Annotated in this window: 19 protein-coding genes; 6 read left to right on the top strand and 13 right to left on the bottom strand. The window is 36.2% G+C overall.

Features of this window, described 5'->3' with window-relative positions; all coding sequences use genetic code 11:
* Positions 1–45 precede the first annotated feature (45 nt).
* On the bottom strand, positions 46–1,374 hold the full coding sequence (locus DAY19_RS13100) for a cation:proton antiporter (RefSeq protein ID WP_115363174.1): 1,329 nt from the start codon (positions 1,372–1,374) through the stop codon (positions 46–48).
* A gap of 195 nt (positions 1,375–1,569) precedes the next feature.
* Between DAY19_RS13100 and DAY19_RS13095 the strand changes: the two genes are divergently transcribed.
* The gene (locus tag DAY19_RS13095; protein WP_115363172.1) at positions 1,570–2,037 is read left to right on the top strand and encodes a hypothetical protein; all 468 of its coding nucleotides are present in this window, start codon (positions 1,570–1,572) and stop codon (positions 2,035–2,037) included.
* 7 nt (positions 2,038–2,044) lie between these two features.
* Here the strand turns inward: DAY19_RS13095 and DAY19_RS15455 are convergent, their stop codons facing one another.
* Genes DAY19_RS15455 through DAY19_RS13055 form a run of 9 tightly spaced genes read right to left on the bottom strand, consistent with a single transcriptional unit; the run spans position 2,045 to position 10,702 of the window.
* Positions 2,045–2,179 (bottom strand): hypothetical protein, encoded by a 135-nt coding sequence (locus DAY19_RS15455; RefSeq protein WP_255509249.1) that lies wholly within the window; start codon positions 2,177–2,179, stop codon positions 2,045–2,047.
* Positions 2,170–2,883, bottom strand: coding sequence for a sulfite exporter TauE/SafE family protein (locus tag DAY19_RS13090; protein ID WP_115363171.1), 714 nt, complete (start codon positions 2,881–2,883; stop codon positions 2,170–2,172). Before DAY19_RS13090 ends, DAY19_RS15455 begins: the two co-directional genes overlap by 10 nt.
* Positions 2,867–4,270, bottom strand: a complete 1,404-nt coding sequence (ccoG, locus tag DAY19_RS13085) for a cytochrome c oxidase accessory protein CcoG (protein ID WP_115363169.1) — start codon at positions 4,268–4,270, stop codon at positions 2,867–2,869. Before ccoG ends, DAY19_RS13090 begins: the two co-directional genes overlap by 17 nt.
* A gap of 10 nt (positions 4,271–4,280) precedes the next feature.
* The gene (locus DAY19_RS13080; RefSeq protein ID WP_158536908.1) at positions 4,281–4,892 is read right to left on the bottom strand and encodes a c-type cytochrome; all 612 of its coding nucleotides are present in this window, start codon (positions 4,890–4,892) and stop codon (positions 4,281–4,283) included.
* On the bottom strand, positions 4,885–5,085 hold the full coding sequence (locus DAY19_RS13075) for a cbb3-type cytochrome oxidase subunit 3 (protein WP_115363165.1): 201 nt from the start codon (positions 5,083–5,085) through the stop codon (positions 4,885–4,887). The genes DAY19_RS13080 and DAY19_RS13075 overlap by 8 nt, the downstream gene beginning before the upstream one ends.
* Before the next feature lie 2 nt (positions 5,086–5,087).
* Positions 5,088–7,244 carry a cytochrome-c oxidase, cbb3-type subunit I gene (ccoN, locus tag DAY19_RS13070; RefSeq protein WP_115363164.1) on the bottom strand — a complete coding sequence of 719 codons (2,157 nt, stop codon included), beginning with the start codon at positions 7,242–7,244 and terminating at the stop codon, positions 5,088–5,090.
* A 2-nt stretch (positions 7,245–7,246) separates the two neighbouring features.
* A complete protein-coding gene (gene ccoS, locus DAY19_RS13065) occupies positions 7,247–7,453 on the bottom strand; it encodes a cbb3-type cytochrome oxidase assembly protein CcoS (protein ID WP_115363162.1) in 207 nt (68 codons plus the stop codon).
* Positions 7,453–9,936, bottom strand: a complete 2,484-nt coding sequence (locus DAY19_RS13060) for a heavy metal translocating P-type ATPase (protein ID WP_115363160.1) — start codon at positions 9,934–9,936, stop codon at positions 7,453–7,455. The genes ccoS and DAY19_RS13060 overlap by 1 nt, the downstream gene beginning before the upstream one ends.
* Before the next feature lie 52 nt (positions 9,937–9,988).
* Positions 9,989–10,702, bottom strand: coding sequence for a Crp/Fnr family transcriptional regulator (locus tag DAY19_RS13055; protein ID WP_115363158.1), 714 nt, complete (start codon positions 10,700–10,702; stop codon positions 9,989–9,991).
* Between the two features lie 222 nt (positions 10,703–10,924).
* Between DAY19_RS13055 and DAY19_RS13050 the strand changes: the two genes are divergently transcribed.
* The gene (locus tag DAY19_RS13050) at positions 10,925–12,682 is read left to right on the top strand and encodes a DUF6178 family protein (protein ID WP_115363156.1); all 1,758 of its coding nucleotides are present in this window, start codon (positions 10,925–10,927) and stop codon (positions 12,680–12,682) included.
* Between the two features lie 129 nt (positions 12,683–12,811).
* Positions 12,812–13,309 carry a hypothetical protein gene (locus tag DAY19_RS13045; protein ID WP_115363154.1) on the top strand — a complete coding sequence of 166 codons (498 nt, stop codon included), beginning with the start codon at positions 12,812–12,814 and terminating at the stop codon, positions 13,307–13,309.
* 25 nt (positions 13,310–13,334) lie between these two features.
* On the opposite strand, the gene DAY19_RS13040 is transcribed toward DAY19_RS13045, so the two are convergent.
* Together DAY19_RS13040 and DAY19_RS13035 are read right to left on the bottom strand one after the other, a co-directional pair.
* Positions 13,335–14,135: a LysR family transcriptional regulator gene (locus tag DAY19_RS13040; protein ID WP_115363153.1), complete on the bottom strand. Its 801-nt coding sequence runs from the start codon at positions 14,133–14,135 to the stop codon at positions 13,335–13,337.
* A gap of 21 nt (positions 14,136–14,156) precedes the next feature.
* Positions 14,157–14,588, bottom strand: a complete 432-nt coding sequence (locus tag DAY19_RS13035) for a HesB/IscA family protein (protein ID WP_115363151.1) — start codon at positions 14,586–14,588, stop codon at positions 14,157–14,159.
* Positions 14,589–14,718: 130 nt separating this feature from the next.
* On the opposite strand from DAY19_RS13035, the gene DAY19_RS13030 reads away from it, so the two are divergent.
* On the top strand, positions 14,719–16,461 hold the full coding sequence (locus DAY19_RS13030) for a M61 family metallopeptidase (RefSeq protein WP_115363149.1): 1,743 nt from the start codon (positions 14,719–14,721) through the stop codon (positions 16,459–16,461).
* Here DAY19_RS13030 and DAY19_RS13025 read toward each other — a convergent pair.
* Positions 16,458–17,009, bottom strand: coding sequence for a 4'-phosphopantetheinyl transferase family protein (locus tag DAY19_RS13025; protein ID WP_158536907.1), 552 nt, complete (start codon positions 17,007–17,009; stop codon positions 16,458–16,460). The genes DAY19_RS13030 and DAY19_RS13025 overlap by 4 nt on opposite strands.
* 69 nt (positions 17,010–17,078) lie before the next feature.
* On the opposite strand from DAY19_RS13025, the gene DAY19_RS15265 reads away from it, so the two are divergent.
* Together DAY19_RS15265 and DAY19_RS13020 are read left to right on the top strand one after the other, a co-directional pair.
* Positions 17,079–17,225 carry a hypothetical protein gene (locus DAY19_RS15265; RefSeq protein WP_158536906.1) on the top strand — a complete coding sequence of 49 codons (147 nt, stop codon included), beginning with the start codon at positions 17,079–17,081 and terminating at the stop codon, positions 17,223–17,225.
* A 75-nt stretch (positions 17,226–17,300) separates the two neighbouring features.
* Positions 17,301–19,487: a glutamine synthetase III family protein gene (locus DAY19_RS13020; RefSeq protein WP_158536905.1), complete on the top strand. Its 2,187-nt coding sequence runs from the start codon at positions 17,301–17,303 to the stop codon at positions 19,485–19,487.
* Positions 19,488–19,504: the final 17 nt, after the last annotated feature.

Genomic DNA, 19,504 nt, shown 5'->3' with positions numbered 1-19,504 from the left:
CTTAACTCACAACGTAAATCCTGACAAAGATATTTCAGTATATTCCTACTTTTTAAGGGCGGAAATACTATTATCAATGAAATCTTTCGTAATTTTAAAGAAACTTCGTGTTTGATCTGGGCCGTAACGACTTGCAGCATCGTTCATCATCTCCACTGATATCTCTCCACTTCGCTTCAATGTTTCCTTTAGGATAAGGGGACCAGCTAACTCAAATATGAATATACTAGAGATTATTGTTTGAAAGATGATTTCACTTGTTACATGTGGGATTTCTCCAATAACCATTGCAACCGCTATGGCCGTACCTGCATGTGAATATAGACAGTGGCCAAGATTGTGGTAGTCATTTTCTTTTACACGATAGGCAAAGACTTTATTAGCAAAGTAAATTGAAATTACTCTAACGACTATATACATGAGAACATAGAGAGCGCCCTCTGAGATAATACCTGCAATATTGATATGGGTACCAGCATAGACGAAGAAAATTGCATAGAGGGAGCTTCCCATATCTCTTACGGTAGTATGAATGAGGCGACCTTTGGAAGAAGCCTGAGTGATGGTAAAGCCCATCACTAAGGAAACCAATAGGACGTTCAAGTTTAAAAAATAAGTAAGGGTTTGCGCAAATATCAGCATTGTTACAATTGAAAAGAGAAAGTTTCCAATTTTATTTTCAAAATTCTCTAGCCAGGCAAGTAGGATTCCTAGAACAACACCGATAGCAATAGAGCCAAAAATGACCTTGGCCATACTTAAGATGGTCTCGTATGGAGTATCAAAAGATGGCCAAACACCTGTGGCCTCAAAGATAGCAGTAAAGATTAAAGTTCCAATGATTGTAACACCAGTGACAATTCCTAGGTGAATCATGATTGCATCTGTTAATGGCCCATGGCTATTATACTCTTTCATAACAAGAACTGTTGTAGGGGGAGCCGCTTCAACACTTATAACAGCAAGCATAAATGAAATAATAAGGATATTACTAAAAGTGAAGGAAGAAAAAATCAATAGGGTGATGGCAAAGAGAATAAAACTAAAGAAGAACATGAGGGCAACTTTTATATGTGATTCTTTCACAACCTGCTCTGATATACGCCTCAAAAGATACTTATTAAACTCGCCACCTATATTGAATAGAATAAGTCCTAGGGCAAGATCGGAGAGGTAACTTGTTTTTTCTAAGAACTCATGAGTTATCACACCACTTACATATGGCCCAAGTAGTATGCCCAAGATAATGAAACCAGAGACTTTTGGAATCCCAATATTCTTCGAAAACCTGGCCACAATAAGACATAGAAGTAGGCATAATCCCAGAATAGGAATAACGGCCTGAGTGTCTGATGGGTCAATAAAGTTGAACAATTTTTACCTCGAGCGTTTTCTGAGTACCATGAGTAATTTAATGCAGTGAGAAACTTTGACCAACTTAAGAGGTCTTAATTTTTACAAAATTAGTTTTTTGCGGATACAATAGAATAAATGAAGGGTGCCATGCACCTTTTGTTTCGCAATTGCGTAACAAAAGGTGCATGGCACCCACACTAAAGAGGGTGTTCAGTGAAAAAAAAGGTCTATTTTATTGTTTTTATTTTAGTCATTCTAGCAGGTTTACTGGGGTGGGGAATTCTAAATTACCCTAAGTCTGATGGTTATCGTTCAGGAAAACTTGTTCGTATCACAAAGAAAGGTGTTTTTTTTAAAACATATGAGGGAACTCTAGACCTTGGAAGTGGAGACAGATTAACTTGGAATTTCTCCATTCATGATGAGTCCATTGGTGAGCAGTTGTCAGCACAGGCCGGAAGAGATGTAAAACTTAAATACCAAGAACTCTTTTTCAAATTATTCTATGAGACTAATAATGTCGTACAATCGTGGCAAGTTGTGGAGAGTCGTGAAGATAATGTCTTCTTATGTCGACTTGTTCGTATTCTACAAGAAAACTCATCTGTCGTTGAATACTTAAGACCTAAGATTCAAGCACAAGATAGTGAACTACTTCAGCGTATGCGCGACTGCAAGTAAGGTTGCTCTACCAGTACTTCGCAGTTAGGGCGACTAGTAAGCATGGAAAGAGAATGATTACTGTGAAGATCAGAAAGTTGAATGCATAGTAATCAGGGTCACGAAAGAATTTCATAATAATTTTCTTTATATTTAATGACATAGTGGGGCTCCAGCTTGGGGGTTCCACATTGTATATACTCGATATGCAATTGTCACCGTTCCAATGATTAGAAATAAGTATGGGATTCCCATTTGCACCTTGGCCGGGAATTTAATTTTTTGAATAAGTGTTGGGCCAAAAACTAAACCAGGTAAAGTTCCAAGCCAAAAGAAGAAAACAAATAGGGCCGCAAGGGCAGGGGAAGCTGCACTGATAGCAAGAGCTAGCATCGCCCAAAGTAGACCACAAGGAAGTAAGACGCTAATACTTCCAATAGAAAAGTTAAATAGGTAAGGCCTATTTCCAACCTTCTTTGATATTGCAGGCCAAAGCCTTGCGTTCAATTGATGAAGCTTTTGAGAGATCTTTGCAGCAAATTTAAAATTATTAAACTTAAAGACTTTCTTTGCACCCATCCATATAAGAATGAGTCCAATACTTAGACTCGAAAAAAGCATTAAGTAAGGGTTGCCTTTAAAGTCAAGTAGAGTAAAACCTAGAGTTGGAATAATTAGTGCAACTGATAGGTAACCTAGTAGTCTTCCCAATTGGTATGAGAGATTTTGACCGACATTTCTTGAGACGGCCATTGTTATGCCACCACACATTCCCACACAGTGGAAATTTGCCACAAGTCCCATTGTTAAGCCTGCGCTTATAATGAGATATGGAGAAATGCCTTGGAGACTACTTAGTTGGTCCAACGAGTACCGCCTCTTTTTTTATAACTTTATTTGTATCTAAATCAGTAATGATAAAAGTAAACTTACGACTTCCTTTTTCTAATATACTATTATCGAAGACAATAAATACGTTTTGTCTCTTGTGAGTTGTCGTAAACTCAAAAGGGTTTCTTTGCATTTTTATCTCATAGTTTTCTTTATCAACACCTTCGATAGCAAATTTCACATTATGAGTTTTTATATCACCACTTTGTTCTAAAACAATTTGGAAATGATTTAATGTCTTTGTATCTGACTGTACTCTAAAAGGTGTACCTGGACCTCTGAGGACAGTAGTCGTAATTCCTTGTGACATTGAGACACTGAAAATAAAGCCGATTAAAAGTCCAATTAAGACAATAAGATAAGCGATATTTCTAAATGAAAAAATATGGCGTCCTTTGCCTTCCATATTACTTTGAGTATCGTAGCGAATTAAACCCTTGGGTCTCTTTGTTTTCACCATGATATCATCACATGCATCAATACAATTAGTACAAGCAATGCATTCAAGTTGAACACCACGTCTAATATCAATACCTGTCGGGCAGGCCTTTACACATGCATAGCAGTTAATACAGTCACCGTGCTCGTTAGGCTTCATCCCTGGCTGACGCCTCGGCTCCCCACGTTTTTCATCGTAGAGAATTGCCATCGAGTTATCGTCCATTATTACTGATTGCATTCTTCCGTAAGGACAAGCAATGATACAAAATTGCTCTCTAAACCAGCCAAAGTCTAAAAGAAATAATGCAGTCAAAAAGAGCATAATAGAAAATAGAGTGAAGTTTTCGGCCGGGTTTTGGAAACTGACTGATACAAGGTGGTGTGTTCCTACGAAGTAGCCGAGAAATGTATGAGAAATATGAAGAGAAACAATCGTAAAGACAATCCACTTTAGTGATTTCTTAATGATTTTTTCTTTGTTCCATGGAGAATCGTTAAGTTTTTTTCTTTGTCTTGGCTTTCCTTCAATTAGTGCCTCTAGTTTGAGGAAAATTGAAGTGATAAATACTGTCTGAGGACAGGCCCAACCACACCATACTCTTCCAAGGATACTTGTGATGAATCCAATAAAGAAGAGGAAGCCAAGAATGACAAATATAAGGATTGGTGCATTATGAGCATAGAATTTATATGTAAAAAATGAAAACTCTCTTGCCGGGATATTAAGGAGAATCATTTGTTCTCCTTGAATATAAATCCACGGCAAGATGAGATAAAAGAATATTAAGAACCAATAGAATATCTCACGCCTTGTTCGCCAAAAGCCTTTTACCTCTTCTGGGAAGAGGTAGACACGGTGACCTTTTTCATCCACTGTGCCTAGGCGTGAGTCGTGTAATTCAAATTGGTTCTTATTTGCCATTTTCTTCTCTTTAGTAATCTAGTATTTCACCTTGAGGCTCTTTTGCCTTAGCTGGAGTTGTTCCTTGAAGCTGAATTACATGGTCAGTTACGGCCATAATATCTTCTTTACTTAGAACTTCTCCCCATGCAGGCATCCCCATATCAACGTTACCATGAACAATGAAACTATAGATTTGTTCTGGCGCAAATTTCTTAATATTTTTCCAGTGCTTATCTGTTAAGTTTGGACCGATATCACCACCACCATCTTCAAGGTGACAGGCAGCACAGTTATCAATGAATACTGTGTTTCCAAGCTCTTTTGCAGCATCTGTTTCAACATATTTATTATAAACTTCAATATCAAAATTTGCTGTGTTTGCAGCTTCTGCATCAATAACTTTTTGCATTTCCTGCATATCTTTTTTGTACGTTTCAAGTAGTGTTGGACCATCCATTAAAACATAATACATAAAGTAAGGGATTGAGAAAATGAAAGAAAGCGCCCAAAGTCCACTCCACCAACTTGGAAGTGGGTGATTAAGCTCTTGTATCCCATCGTAGTCATGATCGAGGACTAGATGTTTTTCATCTTCTAAAACAATATTTTCGCTCTTGCTATTTTTGTTTTCGTTACTCATTGTTGCTTCCTTTGTTTTCATTTTTGACGGCTTCGCCATCAGAAAGGGCATTGTTTGCCACTTCTTCGTAGAGCTTTTTAGAGCCTGGTCGATGTGACCAGGCCAGGACTGCTACGAAGATCGTAAAGAAAATTAGAAGTGCTAATGTTGGCATCCATTCCCATGGCATGTTTTGCATTGCTTCTGTTTTCATCTCTATTCTCCTGCCTCTTCTTTAGTATCAATACCAAGTCTTTGAAGATAGGCGATTAGAGCAACGATTTCTTTATCGGCAACTTTCATCGAAACACCATTCTCACTTAGACCTTGTGCGATCTCTTGAGCTTGTGCCATCGCATCGTCAATTGAGCGAGTTACTTGCTCAGGAGTGTAAGGAGTTCCAAGTGCCATCATTGCATTCATTTTCTTTGGAAGCATTTTAAAGTTTACTTTCTTTTTAGTTAACCAATCATAATTTGGCATAATCGATCCAGCTGTTACTTCACGTGGATTGATCATATGGCGATAGTGCCACATATCGTTGTACTTTCCACCCACACGAGCAAGGTCTGGACCAATACGACGTGATCCCCACTGAAATGGCCTATCATATACTGATTCGGCCGCTACTGATGGGTTACCATAGCGAAGCTTTTCAGAAACAGTTGGTCTAATTTGTTGAGAGTGACATACATAACAACCTTCTTTTACGTAGATATCACGTCCAAGTAATTCAAGTGGAGTATATGGTTTTACTCGTGGATCTTTTTCTACAAAACGATCCGATAGAATTGATGGAATAATCTCGACAGCACCACCAACAAGAATCGCTAGAAGAGTAAGTACAGTAAATACCATTGGTAAACCTTCAAGCTTACGGTGGCTATCTGCATCTTTTTCTTCAGGTTGTGCTGATAAAGGAGCTGCTTTGTATACTTCTTCTGCTTCTTCTTTATCTTGGTTTACCCATTTTGATTTTCTATATGTCATCCAAATATTAAAAATCATTAAGAAGAAACCAACTAGAACGAATACACCACCAAAAGCTCTTACCCAATACATAGGTACAACTTTTACTACTGTTTCAATAAAGTTTGGATAAACAAGTTTTCCTGAAGCATCAACTGCACGCCACATTAGACCTTGAGTGATACCAGCAACCCACATCGACATCATATAAAGTAGAAGTCCAATTGTTGCTAGCCAGAATTGTGCGTTTGCAATTTTCTTTGAATAGATTTCTGTTTTAAATAATTTTGGAACTAAGAAGTAGATTACCCCAGCAATCATCATGTAGTTCCAACCAATCGTTCCTGCGTGTACGTGACCAACTACCCAGTCAGTAAAGTGTCCAATGTAGTTTACTGATTTGATTGACAGTAGAGGACCTTCAAATGTTGCCATTCCGTAGAAAGTTACAGCAGTGGCAAAGTATTTAAGCATTGGTTCTGTACGTACTTTATCCCATACTCCTCGTAGAGTTAGAAGACCGTTGATCATCCCACCCCAAGAAGGCATCCATAGAATAATAGAGAAAGTCATCCCTAGTGTTTGTACCCAGTCTGGAACTGAAGTGTAGAGTAGGTGGTGAGGACCTGCCCAAATATAAATGAATACTAAAGACCAATAGTGGATAATCGATAGACGGTAAGAATAAACCGGACGATTGGCCGCTTTTGGAATGAAGTAGTACATAATCCCTAGAAATGGAGTTGTTAAAAAGAAGGCAACGGCGTTGTGGCCATACCACCACTGAACAAGTGCATCTTGAATCCCTGCATATACCGGATAAGACTTCATAAAGCTTACAGGTAGTGAAAGAGAGTTAAAGATGTGAAGAACAGCTACTGTTACAATCGTTGCAATATAGAACCAAAGAGCGACGTACATATGACGTTCACGTCTCTTTATCAGTGTTCCAAAGAAGTTTACAGCAAAGACAACCCACACAACTGCAATAGCAATATCAATTGGCCATTCTAGTTCTGCATACTCTTTACCAGTTGTAATTCCCAGTGGGAGTGTAATGGCAGCTGAAACAATAATTAATTGCCAACCCCAAAAGTGTACCCAAGATAAGAAGTCTGAGAACATTCTTGTTTTACATAGTCTCTGAGTCGAGTAGTAAACACCAAGAAACATCCCGTTTCCAACAAAGGCAAAGATCGCCGCATTAGTGTGAAGTGGTCTTAAACGACCAAAAGTTGTCCATTCTAGCCCAAGGTTAAATTTCCAATAAGCTAGTTGAAATGCAATAAAGACTCCCATGAATAGAGCTATCGCACCCCAGAGAATTGTTGCCATTAAGAAGGCTTTCGAAATCTTGTCGTCGTACGAAAACTCTTCTAATTGGGCTTCATGATTTGTACTCATAATCACTCTTCCTTTTTGTTTATAACATCATCATTTATATGATTTTTTTTCTTCTCAGTTTTAATATCTTTATCATCATCAAATAACATTCTTACTGATGGCGTATCTAAGTCATCATATTGTCCGCTCTTTGCGGCCCAAATAAAGAAAACTAGAAACGCCACACCTAGCATTATCGCAAGAGGTAACAAAACAAATATGACTTCCATCAGCTTTCACCCTTTATTTTTAAAATTCTCTTATCAAATCCAATAAGAGGTATTGTACTAGAGAGCAATACAGTTAAAGAGCTTAGTGGCATTAGTATTGCCGCATAAAGAGGAGTAATTATATTGGCCATGGCCAGGCTTATACCTACGATGTTGTAGCTTACTGCAAAGAAGATATTTCTTCTTAATGTTTCTCTTACATTTGAAGCAACTTGAAATAGAATTTGGATAGGAGAGAGATCATCATTAGCAACGTAGATATCACAGCTTCTCATGGCCATATCTGCTCTTGCTCCTATTGCTATTGATGTATTGGCCTTAACCATTGCTAGGGCGTCATTATCACCGTCACCAATAAATGTAACATTCTGAAGCTTTGCTGCTAATGTTAGCTTTTCTTCAGGCTTTTGTTCGATGTAGATATGTTTTGGATTAATTCCAAGCTTTGTTGCAACATCGTATGCAGAATCAGAATGATCACCAGTTGATAAGTGTATATCGATATCTTTTTCTTTAAGGTAATTAACGACTTGTATACTTTCTGCTCTCACGCTATCTGATACTTCAAATGTTGCAAGAAGAGTTGAATCTTTAAATAATCCAATAAGATTTTTTTCTTGTTGAGTGATTGCTTTTATTTCATATTGAGCTTTGTTAATGATTGCACTAACTCCGCTTCCTAAAATATTAACAACATCAATAAGTTGGTATTGATTTGCTTCCTCTTTTGTTAACTTCGATTTTGCATATTTCTTTATAGCAATGGCAATTGGATGTTGAATACTTCGCTCAATTCCTAGTGCTATTGCAAGAATCTCATTATCGCTATATTGAGACTTATTAATGAAGTGATTAACGGCAAAGTCACCTTTAGTTAGAGTCCCTGTTTTATCAAAGATTAAATTCTTAGTATTATTTAATTCTTCAAGAGAAGATTCATTTTTAATATAGATACCAATTGATTTTAATTTATTAATTCTTGTTGCAATAACAATTGGTGTAGCAATTGCAAAAGCACATGGGCAGCCTACAATTAAAATGGCCAAGATCTTTTCAAAGCTTGTTGTAAGATTACCTGTATATAGGCCTTGTAATAGAACGATTGTACTTAAGAAGATAATTCCAATAGTGAAGTACTTCGAAATTTTTTGGGCCCATAAATTAGCAGGGTTCTTTTGGATTGAATTTGATTCAATTCTCTCTAGTGTCTTTCCTAGTTGAGTTTGTAGTCCTATTTCTTCAACCTCAAGAGACATACTAGGGCCAATGCAAATTGCTCCGGCCTTAATTTTGTCGCCTTTATTAAGAACTATAGGGTGGCTTTCTCCTGTGTTGATTGTATTGAGAATAATTCCCTTTTCACTCAATAACTTACAATCAAAAATTATGCGCTCATCTTCTTCAACGACAATTGTATCGCCGACTTCAATCTTACTTGAGTAAACCTGTTCTTCTTTTCCATCTTTAACAAGTTTCACACCTGTATTGTAGAAAAGAGAAGAGATACCTTTTGTGGACATTGATTTTTGCGTTAATACCTTAACAGCAAATCGCGATAGTAAGATTAGGAAAACTAAAGTTGTGATTGAATCAAAATATACAGGACCTGATCCAATTAGAAAATTATATGTTGATAGGATAAAGCCAAATGCAATGGCCATAGCAAGTGGGATATCAACACTTGTACTTTTAAGTTTAATAGCGCTTAAACTGCTAATAAAGATAGGTTTTGCGCTAAAGAAAATAACAGGTAGGGCAAAAGCAAGACTAATTCCATCAAATAGACGAGCGTACTCATGAGTTGCTCCTGCATAATTTGAAATCGCATAGATCATAATATTCATCATGGCCGAAGCAGCAACACCGATTCTTAAAATCTCTGTACGATTACTAAGTTTTACACTCTTATTTGATGCTGGATTATAAGCATGAGGAAGATAACCAAGTCCTTCTAATGTAGCGGCCAACTTTGCTATTGAATAAGGCTTCTTAGTGTCGATAGTAAAGCTTGCGACATTATTACCAATATTAACTTGGCCATGATCGATGAAGTCCAGTAGCTTAGAGATTCTCTCAATTAACCAGACACAAGCAAGGCAGTGAATTCCTTCTATTAGAAAGTGTACTCTTAGCTTGTCATTATCAATTGTGATAAAGTCATTTAAGAATTCTTTCTTATCCATAAATTGATACTTATCACTTAACTTTTCGTAACTTTCTTTACTTGTTGTTTGTAAAAGTTTTGGATTCTTAGACTTCTGGACATCTTGATATTGGTAGAATTCTTGTAGGTTATTTGAATGAAGTAGGCCATAGACACTCATACAGCCGTAACAACAAAAGTGATGTTTCTTACCACTCTCATTACCATCACTTTCTGATGTGATAATGTTATTGGCATCAAGAGGTTCACCGCAGTGATGACATATGCCATCTTGAGCTGCGACTAAGTGCTCTTGGGCCTGGGCCCTTTCAAAATCCATTTCTCAATTCTTCGTTATAATAACAATTCTTTAAACTTAATTAAGTAAAATATTAGTGAACCCCGTCGGCTCTTTTTTGTAGCTCTTTGCGATCTTTAATAACGATCAATTTACCATTTTGATCAATAAGGCCATCCTTTCGATATTCAGAGATGATGCGAATTAATGTTTCATTCGCTGTCCCAATCATTGTTGCCATCTCTTCTCTTGTAAGCTTGAGGTTAATTTGAACTTCGCCGTTACCAAGATCAACACCGTGCGAGTCTGAAAGTTCCAGTATAAGCTGTGCAATACGCTCTCTTACATTTTTTTGATGAAAAGAACTTGAGCGCTCTTCAGCAACACCCATATCACGGCTAAGCTTGTTAATTAATTCTAATGCGATTGATGGCTTATCATTGATTAGCTTAAGGACATGATTGCGATCGATAAAACAAACCACGACATCATCAAGGGCCGTAGCTGTTCCGTGAAATTCTTGTGCTGTAAAAAGAGAGCGGTGACCAATAACATCACCATGAGTAACAATTCTAATAATTGTTTCTTTCCCGTCTTGACCAGTTTTTGTAAGTTTTATATTTCCAGATTGAATGCAGTAGATTCCTTCCGGGCTATTTCCCTGAGAGAAAATACTTTGGCCACGTTTAAATTTTAATGTGTGTGTCGTCGATGAAACTTCCATTGCTTCTTGGAAAGTTAGACCACAAAAAATTCCCATATCTTTTGATGGGCAATCTGCACATTGTTTCTTATCTAAAACTGCCATTTTCTACCTACTCGTTCCTTACAAACATAATTTAACACTTATTTAAGTTAAATAATATTTTTGTAAAAAAACATGATCTTCATCATATTAATTGCATTATTTATAGTCAAATTTTCATATACTTAGCCAATTTAGCCTCTTTTTGTTGATGCAGTGTTTCTAAGTGCTTATCAAACCAATATAAATATTAACATCTTATACCAAATGCCGTAAATTAGGCATATGACTAATGATTCAAAAAATAAGAAAGAAATAAAAGATAATTCTAAGAATAATCCGGAGAATGCATCGCTTCCTAATACTGATGTTATTAACCTTATTCTTAAAGAATCTAAGGCCTACACTTCGATGGAATTAGTTAATAGCTATATATCAAAGGGAGAAAGCCTTGAAAAACTACCTGTTCAACCTCTTTATGTTTCTATTAAGGCCTTGCCAATTGAGGTTAAGACTCATGCTCTAAGCCTTTTATCAAAGGAGCAAAGAGAAACTTTCTACGATATTGATCTTTGGTCAAAAGATGACTTAGACATTAACGAATTCTCATCGTGGGTAAGCTCTGTTGCTAAGAGTCCAGATGATCATATTCGTTACGAGTTTATTGAATCTGATCAATTTATTCTCTTTCTAAAGGGACGCTTCAATGTATGGACTTTTGATGTTGAAGATCCTGAGTACCCTGACCACGATAATTATTTCTTAACTGAAGATAATTTACTACTTTTTGAATTTGATGAAGAAAATGAAATTGTTGATGAAGTAAGACAATTAATTCGTGATCTCTATACAAAAGTTGGAGTCGAAAAGGCCTATCAGCATCTTTTTAAAATGATCTCTGAAGATTATATGATTTATAATGAGAACCAATACCAGGCCAAAAAAGAGAGGCTTAGAGAGTATGGTTTTGTCGATTATTTTGATGCGCTAGAGGTAATGAATGCATTCCCATCAATCAGTCATATCGATTTCTTTATTAAAAAGAGAGAGCCCTTAACTGGAAATATTTCTACTCTTGGCAAGCTTCAAACTCTTCATCAGAACTCAATTATCGCTTTTGAAAAGAACTCTGGAAGTATTCATGAGGAACTTTCAAAGGTTTCAGATGAAAAGCGTTTTAACTACCTTCATTTTAACTTTATTCGTATGCTCAATGCGAGTATGGAATATTATGGCGTTCTAAAAGATGGCCCAGTGGCCATGACAAGAATTGGAAACCAAAACCGAGAACTTGTCTTACTTGGAATGTCTTATATCAATGAACAAAGATCTTTTGATAATGAAAGTCTTTTTGATTACTTTGATTTTACAGATATATATAAAATTGGAAATTCTCTTATTCGCATCTTACAAAAAGATGTGAAAAAGGCCCTTCGTAATAATCTTATGGAGGACTCAACAGATAACTTCTTAGGTGCATCTTTTGATCTTTTCCTCGATGATTTCTTTAGTGATCTGGTTAAGTATCGTGATGATGATAACAAAATTGTCGTGGTCAATAATGCTGAGGTTTGGCGAAAGCTTCAAAGTAAGTGCAACTTGTTAAGAGAGCTTATGCCTTTTATAAAAGGGTTAAAAGAAACATATCTTTCATTAAAAGATGATGGACTATTATCTGATAATTACTATTTAAATTACGATGTGAATTCAATTGATTTTGAGGCCATTATTCTCTCTACTTTTATTAATTTTAGTTTAGAGAAATTTAAAAAAGATGACTCTCGAAAAATGGGTGTTTCCATTGAAGAATTTAAGGACTTTCTAGGAAAGTCTAAGCTTAGTGAAGGAATTTTTGATAATCCATATATTGAAGAAAAGATTGCTCTTTTTGCTCAAACCTTTGGATTGGATAAGATAGATAATATTCACGCCTATATTATGAAGATTTTACATGATCATTTATCTGGTTATGAATTCGAAAATTTACGAGATGATGAGTTCAAGCACATCGGTGGCCCTATTATTTTCAACACTTTAAGTTAAGGCTAATAGTGCTTATTAGTCTGAGCTAATGCTTATTGGTCTTCAACGAGTGGAGCATGTAATATTTTCTCTCCCAAAAATTACGAAATAATGGCAGTATGCCTTATCAAATTGGAAGGGAGAGTAAATATGAAATTACTTATTCAATTATCGATTGTGGCATTTATAGCAACTAAACTTATGGCCGCACCAGTTAAACTTGTTCACATTACAAATGATGAAGACAAGTCATACTACCATCTTGGTATTAATGTCGATGATGAAACTTTGGAGGTTGAATCTCTTTATAAGAATGAATTCGATCAAAATGGAAAAGTTATCTCAACACAGACATATACCTTACAACAGCTTCTTAAAGGAGTGACTCTGGTTGAGCGCTCTGATCGTCAAGTTGTAAAAATCAAGGCTTCAAACTTAAACCCATCGGATGGTGCCGATATCACAATTGATACTTTGTACTCAGGTATTAACGGTGAAAGAAAGCATTACGATGCCTCTGTTGAAAGAGTTGGTTCAGATTGGAAGTTTAATTTTGAATCGAGAGCTTCATCAAAGCTTCACTTTGTTTCTAATAAGAAATTTCTAATTGGAACAATTGGTATCAAAGACATCAAAAGAGTTAAATAATTATCTAAAAAACAGGCGAGCGTTTCTAGTTCGCCTGTAATATCTTTGAAAATTCTTTTAAAAATGGCGGCATATTCTTATAGCTAAGAGTGGTCATATAAATATTCATATTCTTAAGGCCTGTAATAGGTTCTGTATGAAATTTATGATTCTTAGAAAGGGTATGATCAGGTACTACAGCAATACCTACACCGTGCTTAACTAGCGCTTTTATACTTTCAAGAGAGCTAACAACGATCTTTTTTGCGGGAGCCTTCTTTGAAAGCTTGTATAAGTGGTCTAGTTCACTAAAAACAATCCACGTGTACTCGTGAAGCTTCTTCTTGTTAATTTCTTCTTTTGAGATAATAACAAACTTCTCTTCAAATAACTTCAATGACGAAGTTAGGTCTGATTGAAAGCCATCAGTTGAAAAGATCATGTCATAGACACCGTCTTCAATACCTCGTCTAAGGGCCGGAGAGTCTGCTACGTGTACATATATATCGCGTTTATAATTTTGGGCATACTTTGCAAGAATTGGATTAAACCAGTTTACAAGTAGTCCATCCAGGATTCCTATGTGAATTGGCTTATCTTGATTTTTTTCAAAGATTTCACCAACGTCAACTTCAAAGTGCTCTATCGACTTAAGAAGATCTTTTGCTTTTTTCGTAAGAATAACTTTCTTACTAGAGCGAATAATAAGTTCTTCATTCATCGATTCTTCTAATAGCTTTACTTGACGAGATACCGCAGATTGAGCAATTTTTAACTCTGCTGCCGCTTTTGAAAAGCTTAGGTATTTTGCCGTTAGAGTAAATGCCTTTAGATAGCGATAATCCATATTTTATCCTACTGAATTTTGCTATTGAACTTTTGGAGGAATTTTTGACTTATCTTTACGCCAAAATTTTCCTTGGAACTCATCTTGTTGCTTATTAACAACGACAAAACCTTCTTCGTCGTTAATGTAGTTAAATTGATAATCGATCTGCGTTTCACCTAAGTAGAAAGCAGTAAATGGATCAATGGCCACTTCAGTATCCATTTCCTTCACAGGAACTAGAAAGTCATCATCATTTAAGTCGTGGAAACCTATTGAATATTTAAATCCTTCGCATCCTTTACCACTTATAAGAATTCTTAAGTACTTGCCTTGTAGAGTAAAGTCGTTTTCAAGCATAAGATTAAGCTGATCTTGGGCCATTTGAGTAAAACTTAATTTTGGTAGCGTTACTTGAGAGCGGTCGATATTGTACGACGCACTGCTTTGCGCTGATTTTGATTCAGTTTTCATCGGTTGTCTTCCATTAAATTGTGTTGTTAATGGCTTTTAGCAAGTAAACGAACCCTTTTCAAGAGGTTTTTGATGAAATAAATTAGAGTTATCTAACAGTTATAAAGTAAAGATAAAAGGAGCTATAGAAGTGCTTAAATATACGATTGATATTCCAAATCCACACACTCATCTCGTCAATATTAGTTTAGAAGCAGATATCAAATCTCAAGGTGTAGAAGGTGATAATTTTCGTTTCTATATGCCATCTTGGTCACCAGGCTCTTATTTAATGCGTGAGTATGCAAGGCATATTAAAGAGATAAAAGTTGAGGATTCTAAAGGTAATCGACTTTTTCACAAGCAAGTATCTAAGAATGAATGGGAAGTTCAACTTGATCATCCTGTTTTCAAGTCAGAAGTGATTAAAGACGATTCAAAGGTTCTTATTCAATATAGTGTCTATTGTCATGACTTAACGGTTAGAACATCTCACGTGGATAATACACATGCCTTCTTACATGGACCAAGTGTCTTTATTGCATTTGAAAATCAGCAAGGCCCTGCTCAAATTGAGATCAAGATTAATCCTCTTTGGACTAAAGTTACAACTGCATTAAAAGATGTATCTCCTGAGAGAACGACTTTCTTATATGAAGCAGAGAATCTTGATGAATTAATGGATTCTCCCTTTGAAATAGGCTGTCATGAAACTAATGGGTTTATGTATAAAGATAAGGAACATCACGTTGCTTTCTATGGAGATTTTGCTTCACAAAAAGATGTCTTCTCTGGACTAATGGCGGATATGGAAAAGGCCGTTCACGAGACAGCAAAGATTTTCGATGAAGATTTACCTTATGATCATTATTATTTCATCACTCATCTAACTCCTAATGGCTTTGGAGGTCTTGAGCATCTCGATTCTACAGTTCTTCAATTCTGTCCATTTGAATTGGCAAAAGAAAAAGGAAGGAAGCAATTTGTTGAATTAGTTGCCCATGAATATTTTCACCTATGGAATGTTAAAAGGATTAGGCCAAAAGAGCTTGGACCTTTTGATTATAAGAATGAGAATTATACTCGTATGCACTGGCTTACTGAAGGACTAACTAGTTTTGTGGATCAGTTAGTAACTTATCGTGCAGGTTTTTATTCACCAAGTGAGTATATGGAGTGCATGAAGAAAAATATTAATAATTTTCTTTCAACACCTGGCCGTGGTTATCACTCTTTAGAAGATTCATCTTTTAATGCATGGGTAAAGCTTTATCGCGCAGGGGAGAATTTTAAAAATTCTTCAGTTAGCTATTATTTAAAAGGTGGCCTTGTATTCTTCGTCCTAAATGTTCTTATGAAAGAAGAAGGTAAGGGGATTAATGACCTCGTCCGTGCTCTATGGGCGGATTATAAGCAAAGGCCTGAGACTGGTTTAACTAAAGATGGCTTCTTTAAAATCTTATCATCTCTTGTTTCTCAGAAAGTATGTGATGAATTTAAACTTCTAGTAGAAGGTGTTGAAGAGATTGATTTTGAATCTCATCTTAAAAAAATGGGTGTTGAGGTTGAGTGGACAACTCCTAAACTTGATCTTGGTGTTAATCTTTCGGATGAAAAGGGAAGAATCAATATTAAGTCAGTAAGACAAGGAAGCTGCGGATATAAAAGTGGCCTAAATGCTGGAGATGAAATTATTGCAATCAATGCTTTAAGGGTAGATAAGAAGATCATCGATAAATTAGATGAGATGTATAGTGAAAATGATCAAATCGATCTTTTAATCGCACGTACAGGTAAGTTGCAAACTGTAACAGTTACTCTAGGCAATGGATTAAGATCAATTAAAGAACTTAAAGTTAATGATGAAGAATTATTTAAAAAGTATTTGAGTTAATATTCTGCGAGGACAAGGATAAATTCTTTGTCCTCTACTTTTTGCTTTGTTAGTGAAAAATCAAAGGTTTCACCGTTTGGGGCCAACAAGGTCGCGTTTTCTTTAATTACAAAATCAGTTAGAACAAGTGTTTTTTGCGATTGATCGTGAAATGGATAATAGGCCTTAAAGGCCGCTTCTTTTATGCACCAAATCTCTAGGGGAGAATAGAGTTCTAATTCCTCTTCTTTTGAAACAAAGTATTTAAAGCTTCCATCCCTTATTTTTCTTCCAACCCATTCGATATCGATGCCGATAGAACGTACGTTTTTGTTGATGCATAGCGCACAGGCTGCTAGCTCCTTAGTATGACTTATTGATACCAACTTAGTCTCGTCAGCTTCCATATGTAAGTGATTGAATATACTTAAGTTCTCTTCTTGAGTCAGCTCTTTTAGGCACCATCTGGATAAGCGGTAATCAAGCTTGTGATCCATAAGATAGTCTTTTGGAACTTCTTTTGGTGTCACATATAAAAATGTACTTCGTTTAAAATTTTTATTGCTCATCAGCATTTCTTTTGCAATTATGCATTTATCTATCAATTATTTTTGTAGCTTAAAGTTTTGGAGTTCGCAATGTTACCACCAGATGCATATGAAGCAATATTAAAAATGGTCTTTGTTTTAATGGCAGGTTGTGTTCTTTGTATGTCTAAAATCAAGGCCGAAACAATTGATTATTCTAAAATCCAAACATTCCAAGAAATTCAAATTTCTCAATAAGATTTTGTTGGCATAAATATTCATCCTTTCCTATAATATTGGTAATAATAACTCACTGCCATGGAGAGGAAGTATATGAGTGTTCAAAGTAGTCTTAATGACACTATCAGTCAAGGCTTAAGTTTTTTTCGCCCTAAGGATACAGCTGGAAATTATCACAAGATATCAGATTATTTCGGTGAAAATACATTTGATATTCAAACAGCTGAAGAAATCCCTGATTCTATTAGAGAAGAAATTAACGAAGTCATTAATAGTAACGCTCAAATCACAGAGTCTCAGGCGCAGATTGTGGCAAAGGCCGTAACTGCTTGGGCCTTAAATAAAGGCGCAACTCACTTTTGCCATTGGTTCCAACCCTTAACAGGTGCAACTGCTGAAAAGCATGACGCCTTTCTCGATTACGATTATTCAACAGGACAGCCAATAGAAGAATTATCAGCGACTCAACTTATTCAAGGTGAGCCGGATGCATCTTCTTTCCCAAATGGGGGAGCGAGATCAACTTTTGAGGCCCGTGGTTATACAGCATGGGATTTAACATCTCCAATGTTCTTAATCGGCTCTGGACAGTCAAAGACGCTTTGTATTCCAACGGCCTTTGTTTCTTATCACGGAGAAGCTCTTGATATTAAGACTCCATTACTAAGATCAAATTCAGCTCTTGGTGAAGTAGCAAAGAAGTTCTTGCACTTAACTGGAGAAACTGATGTTAAGCGCGTTATCGCAACTTGTGGGGCAGAACAAGAATATTTCCTAATTGATAAGGCCTATTACTACCAAAGACGCGACCTCGTAATGACAGGACGAACTCTCTTTGGTGCTGCTTCAACAAAGAACCAACAACTAGATGATCACTACTTTGGCGCTATTAACGAAAGAGTTATGGCGTTTATGGAAGAGCTTGATTTTGAACTTCATAAATTAGGGATTCCTGCAAAGACTCGTCACAATGAAGTTGCTCCAGGACAATTTGAAATTGCTCAGATTTTTAGAGATGCAAATATCTCTGCAGATAATAATCACATGGTTATGGCGACAATTGAAAATGTGGCCAAGCGCCATGACTTTGAAGCTCTAATGCATGAAAAGCCGTTTGCTGGAATCAATGGATCAGGTAAGCACCTAAATTGGTCACTTGCAAGTGATACTGGAATCAATTTATTAAACCCAGGAAAAGAGCCTCACCAAAATTATCGCTTCTTAGCTTTTACTGCTGCCGTAATTACTGCGGTAGATCGCCATGCAAAACTACTAAGAGCTTCTATTGCTTCTCATAGTAACGACCATAGACTTGGTGCAAATGAAGCTCCTCCTTCTATTATTTCAGTTTTTACTGGATCAACAATTGAGAAAATTTTTAAAGCAATTAAAGAAAAATCTGACTTTGCTCCAGAGTCTCAAGAAATACTAGATCTTGGTGCTGGACAACTTGCCAAGCTTCCAAAAGATAATACGGACCGAAATCGTACTTCGCCATTTGCTTTTACTGGAAATAAGTTTGAATTTAGAGCATGTGGTTCTGATCAATCAATTGGATTTCCTCTAACAATTCTCAATGGAGCTGTGACAAGTGTTCTTGAAGAAGTTAATCATAAGCTTGAAAGCAAAATTAATGAAGGAACACCTGTTGATCAGGCCTTATTAGATGTTTGTCATGAGTTATTAAATGAGTCTTGGAATGTTATTTTCAATGGTGATGGTTACTCTCAAGAATGGTTAGAAGAAGCTGAGCGTAGGGGACTACCAAATCTTAAAACAACTGCAGATTGTTTAGAGTATTTAGTTAATAAAGATGAGACTTCATTTTTAACGAAGCATGGTATTTATCGCAATTCTGAATTAGAGACTCTTTATAACGTTCACTTAGAAGCTTATATCACTAAGCGTGAGATTGAATTTAATACTCTCATTGGAATGGTTAATCAGCATGTAATCCCTGCAGCGATTCAATATAAAGAAAAACTTACGAATTCAATTCTAGCTAGTAAGTCATGTAAGGTAGAGGCAACTGTGGAAAAAGAGCTTCTAAAAGAGCTACAATTCTCTCTTGAGGGTGCATTTGAGCAAACGCGAAACCTAAAGAATGCCCTAAGTGACTTACATGAGAAAAACTCAGAAGAAGAAGCTGCTAGAAAAATTGCTTATGACTTAATGCCTGTAAGTGAATTGATTGCACAAAACTGTGCTAATCTTGAGCAGATCATTCCTGATGATATGTGGCCAGTTCCAACTTACTTTGAAATGCTTTTTTGTATTTAAGATATGTAGAAGGCCAG

Origin of the sequence: Halobacteriovorax vibrionivorans (genome assembly GCF_003346865.1) — a bacterium.
Lineage (GTDB): Bacteria > Bdellovibrionota > Bacteriovoracia > Bacteriovoracales > Bacteriovoracaceae > Halobacteriovorax_A > Halobacteriovorax_A vibrionivorans.
The sequence above is the reverse complement of the archived record's forward strand: the minus strand, read 5'-3'. Positions and strand labels throughout refer to the sequence as shown.